The 5,347-nt window shown below is 29.2% G+C and carries 4 protein-coding genes; all 4 read left to right on the top strand.

The features are described from left to right. The coding region (gene clpX, locus E6A48_RS10520; protein WP_219710165.1) for an ATP-dependent Clp protease ATP-binding subunit ClpX at nt 1-1,548 on the top strand (1,548 nt) is incomplete at its 5' end. 60 nt (nt 1,549-1,608) lie between these two features. Next, nucleotides 1,609-2,178 carry an RNA polymerase sigma factor gene (locus E6A48_RS10515; RefSeq protein ID WP_014932538.1) on the top strand — a complete coding sequence of 190 codons (570 nt, stop codon included), beginning with the start codon at nt 1,609-1,611 and terminating at the stop codon, nt 2,176-2,178. Continuing rightward, the gene (locus E6A48_RS10510) at nt 2,175-2,516 is read left to right on the top strand and encodes a hypothetical protein (protein WP_219710163.1); all 342 of its coding nucleotides are present in this window, start codon (nt 2,175-2,177) and stop codon (nt 2,514-2,516) included. The genes E6A48_RS10515 and E6A48_RS10510 overlap by 4 nt, the downstream gene beginning before the upstream one ends. A gap of 143 nt (nt 2,517-2,659) precedes the next feature. Then, nucleotides 2,660-5,164, top strand: coding sequence for an ATP-dependent Clp protease ATP-binding subunit (locus E6A48_RS10505; protein ID WP_219710161.1), 2,505 nt, complete (start codon nt 2,660-2,662; stop codon nt 5,162-5,164). Nucleotides 5,165-5,347: the final 183 nt, after the last annotated feature.

The following is a 5,347-nucleotide window of genomic DNA, read 5'->3' as shown; positions in this document are numbered from 1 at the left end:
AAAAAAGATTTAAAAAAGATACATACATTTAAACAATATAATTTTAATATAGAAAGATTTATAAATGAGTTTGAATTAAATGATGATGAGAGATTTATTTTATATTGTTTAATTACTTATACGATTTATGGGGATTCTATGTCTGCTATATCTGTAAGAAGAATATTAGAACTCATTACAATGGATGCAGATATTTATATTAACAAGTATCATTATTTTGACAGTAAAAGTAAATTAATGTCAAGCGGCATACTTGTTTTATCTCATGAGCCTTATTCAAGTATTGGTCTTTTAGAAGTGTCTAATACTTTAATTACATTTGTTAATTCAAAGATAGTTTTTGCTTTTTTAGAGAAAGAAAGCTATGATTTAATATTAGATATTACAAACAAAGAAAATTATATAGATACAAAGTCTAAAAAGAAGATTATAAAAGAGCCAAGAATATTAACACCAAAAGAGATAGTTTCCGAGCTTAACAAAACAGTAATAGGTCAAGATGATGCTAAGAAGGCATTATCTGTTCATGCTTATTTACATTGTTTAAGAATTAATGGAAATAAAGATATACCATTTAGGTCAAATATTCTTATGATAGGACCTACTGGAGTTGGTAAAACATATTTAGTAAAAACATTGGCAGATATTTTAGGATTACCATTTGCACGTGCAGATGTTACCACACTTACCGAAACTGGTTATGTTGGAGATGATGTTGAGGTTGTATTGTATAATCTTTATAAGAAGGCTAATGGTGATTTAGATAAAGCTCAGCATGGTATAGTATTTTTAGATGAGGTAGATAAGATAGCAAAAGCTGATGCTCATCAATCTACCACAGGCAACCCTTCAGACAAGGCGGTTCAAGAGGCTTTACTTTCTATGATGAATGGCGAGGATATTAGAGTTCCTGAGTTTGGCGACAGAAGAATGATGCATTCAAGCGATGGAATTGTAATGAATACTAAAAATATTTTATTTATTTTTGGCGGTGCTTTTGTTGGGCTTGAAGATATTATAAAGATGCGTCTTAAAGGTGAGAGTAGTTTAGGATTTGGTTCTAATGCGATTTTAAATAAGCTTCAAAAAAACAAGATACTTAGTCAGGTTGATGTGAAAGATGTAGAGAAATATGGTATGATACCAGAGTTTATAGGAAGAATACCAATAATTGTAACTTTAAATGAGCTTACTAAAGATAATTTAAAAGATATATTGCTAAAAACTAAAGAATCACCTATAATAAAATATGTAGATTTCTTTAAGAGTATAGGAAAGAAGCTAATATTAACAGATGATGCTATAAATTATATAGTGGATAAAGCTTCTACTATGAATATGGGAGCAAGGTCATTAAAAAGTATAGTTGAAACTGCTATGGTTAATATACTTTTTAATTTAGATGGTATAAATGGAAATGCTTTAACTCTAACTAAAAAAGATATAGAGAAAGCATTTGAAGAGAGGGAGGTAGTAATCTCAAGCGATAAAGATTTTGTTAAAAAAACTAATATTGGTTTAAAAGAAGATAAAACTTATATGGCTTGATTTTACTTAAATGTTTAAAGTCTGTTTTATATATGTAAACAGTAATGGAGTTGGCAAATAATGATGACAAAAGAAAAAGAATTATTAAAAGATTATGAATTAATAGAAGCCCACAAGAATGGGGATAATGAAGCTTTGGATATTTTACTTACTAGGTATAAAAATTATATCTTTAATATATCTTATCGCTTTATGCATAACTATGAAGATGCTATGGATTTAACTCAAGATGTTTTAATCCGTGTATATAAAGCTATAGGAAGATATGAAGAGAGAAACTATTTTAAAGGCTGGTTATACAGAATTATCAGCAACACTGCTATTAATATGTATTCTAAAGCTTATAGGCGTGAATCTCCTTATCTTGAGAAATTAGAGGTTGTGGACGATAAGAGATATAATACCGAAAAAGAATATGAGAGAGTATATTTGCAAGAGAAAATATATACGGCTTCTAGCAAATTGAAAGGAAAACAAAGAGATGTATTTATTTTGAGATATTATGAAAATTATTCTTATAAAGAGATAGCTGATATTTTAAATATATCTAGTGATTCTGCTAAGAGTAATTATTCTTATGCTCTCAAAAAAATGAAAACTTTGTTAGAAAAAGAAAGGACTCTTTTATGAAATTACATGAAATGATGCAATTTAAAGCTAAAATTGAAAGAAAAAGGAATTATTTCAATTTGAATAACTTGCCAGATGATGAATGGGCTCGCATGTTAAGTAGGGCTAAAGTAGAGAGTACTATAGTAAAAAAAGAGAATACTCTTTTTGATTATATGTATTCTATGATGTGCTCTAGAAAGCTTTCATTTGTATTATCTATGGCTATAATTGCAGCATTGATTTTATCTTTTTTATACGCTAATCCTAGTGTTATAAAAAATAGTGAGTTGGATAATATTAATACAGCTTCTACTAATAGAAGAAATATACCTGTTATTAATGTATCTAGGTTGTAATTTCTTCTAATAGTGATTAAATATAGTAGAATTGTATATATTACTTTAATATGCAATTCTATTTTTTTATAAGCTTAGTTTTTTTATATCCGATAAATATTGAAAAAAGAATATAATATATAAATTAAAATAGGAAATACAATATGTCTTATCCATTTCGTCTTACTAATAAAGCTATAAGAATATTAGACTTACACTCTGTGGAAGAAGCTAAGAGATTAAATCATGATATGCTTACTCCAGAGCATGTTTTATTAGGAATATTTCATGAAACTGATTCAATAGTTGTGAATGTTTTAAATAAATTAAAAATAGATATAGAAAAAATTAAATTTGATATAGAATCTTCTATGGTAAAATCTACAAGCAACACTAAATTGTTTGGTAAGATACCTCCATCACCACGCATTCAGCATTTAATAAGCAGAGCGGCAGAAGAGGCTAAATCATTAGGAGATAATTGCATAAGCACAGAACATTTACTTCTTGGTATTTTAAAAGAGGAAAATGGGATAGCATATAATGTACTTACTAGCTATAATTTAGATTTAAAAACATTAAGACATGAGATGATGAGAATTAGAGGTAAATCTGGTTCTTCATCAAATATTTCTGAATCTTCTTCTAGCACTATTCAAGAAGATAATACAGCAAGAACTCCTACTTTAGATAAGTTTGCACGTGATTTAACTAAAATGGCTAGAGAAAAGGCATTGGATAGAGTGATTGGCAGAGAAAACGAGGTAATGAGAGTTGTACAGATACTTTCAAGGAGAAAGAAAAATAATCCTATACTATTAGGAGAGCCTGGGGTTGGTAAGACTGCTATAGTTGAGGGATTGGCAGAAAAGATTGTTTCTACTGATGTGCCTGATATATTATTAAAAAAGAGAGTTTTAAGTTTAGATTTATCTTCTGTTGTTGCTGGTACTAAATATAGAGGCGAGTTTGAAGAGAGAATAAAAAACATTGTAATGGAGATAAAGAAAGTCGGCAATATTATAATATTTATAGATGAGCTTCATACTTTAATTGGGGCTGGAGGTGCAGAGGGGGCTTTAGATGCTGCTAATATGCTTAAGCCTGCACTTTCTCGAGGTGAGATTCAATGTATTGGGGCAACTACTATAAATGAATATAAAAAGTATATAGAAAAAGATGGTGCTTTGGTGAGAAGATTTCAGCCTATAAATGTTGAAGAGCCTTCTATTGAGGACACTATAGAAATATTAAATGGAATAAAATCTAAATATGAAGAGCATCATAAAGTAAAATATACTGATGGTGCTATTTATGCTTCTGCTGTATTAAGTAAAAGATATATATTCGAAAGACATTTACCAGATAAGGCTATAGATTTAATTGATGAGGCAGGTTCAAGGGCAAGACTTATGAATATGGTAAGACCTCAGGAGTTAAAGGATTTAGAAAACAAAATAAAAGAGCTTAATCAGGAAAAAGAAACTGTTGTAAAAAATCAGATTTTTGAAGAGGCTGTTAAATTAAGAGATGCTATAAAATCTTTACAAGAGGAATTGGATAAAAAAGAAGCTGAGTGGAGAAGCGAGAGAGATAAAACAGAAACAATTATTAATGAAGATGATATAAGACATGTAATATCAGAAATTACAAATATACCAGTAAAAAGATTATTAGATTCTGAGAGTAAAAGACTTATTGGTATGGAAGATGAGCTTCACAGTAAGATAGTTGGACAAAAGGAAGCTATATCATCTATATCAAAAGCTATAAGAAGGGCAAGAGCGGGGTTAAAAAGCACTAAAAAACCGCTTGGAAGTTTTATATTTTTAGGTCCTACTGGTGTTGGTAAAACTGCTTTAGCTAAGGTGCTTTCAGAGTTTATGTTTGGAGATAGTGACGCTCTTATAAGAATAGATATGAGTGAGTTTATGGAGAAGTTTGCAGTAAGCAGACTTATTGGAGCTCCTCCTGGATATGTTGGATATGAAGAGGGAGGCGGACTTACAGAGAAGGTGAGAAGAAAACCTTATTCTTTAATACTTTTTGATGAAATAGAAAAAGCTCACCCAGACATCACAAACATACTTTTACAGGTTCTTGAAGAAGGTCAGCTTACAGACAACTTTGGAAGAAAGGTTGATTTCTCTAATACTATAATTATTATAACAAGCAACTTGGGAGCAAGAGATATTGTTAAAGGAACTTCTTTAGGTTTTAATGCTATTGGAAGTGAAAAAGATATTAATGACATGAAAAACTTTGCTATGGAAGAATTAAAGCAGAATTTCAATCCAGAGTTTTTAAACAGAATAGATGATATTATAGTATTCCATACACTTACAAAAGAAGATTTAAAAGATATTATAGAGATTATGCTTAGAGAGTTGAATGAAGCTATAAAAGATAGAAATATTTTTATAAGTTTAACTGATGAGGCAAAAAATTACATAATAGATAAAGGTTTTGATAAGAAGTATGGTGCAAGAAGTTTAAGACGTGCTATACAAAAAGAGGTTGAAGATTATATTAGCACAGAGATACTTTTCGGGCATATTGAAGAGGGTGATAATATAAATGTTGATTCTGATGGGCAGTCGCTACTGTTTAATGTTGAAAAGGTAAAGACCTACAGAGAAAATGAGGTAGAAGAGTTATCTAAGAGTTGATTATTAAGAGCTCCAAATATTAATTTATTTGGGGCTTTTTAGTGTTATGAAGTTTTAATATTTTTATGAAATGTATATAAAAAATATTAGTTTATTTAAACTAGAGCTTATATTATATATAAAATATAATTATATGATTTTATATTAATTATATACTTGCACTTTTTGGTTCTTTTGACGAAG

Origin of the sequence: Brachyspira pilosicoli, assembly GCF_019402445.1 — a bacterium.
Classification (GTDB): domain Bacteria; phylum Spirochaetota; class Brachyspiria; order Brachyspirales; family Brachyspiraceae; genus Brachyspira; species Brachyspira pilosicoli_B.
Note: the sequence above shows the minus strand (reverse complement) of the source record. Positions and strands in the feature narration are given on the sequence as shown.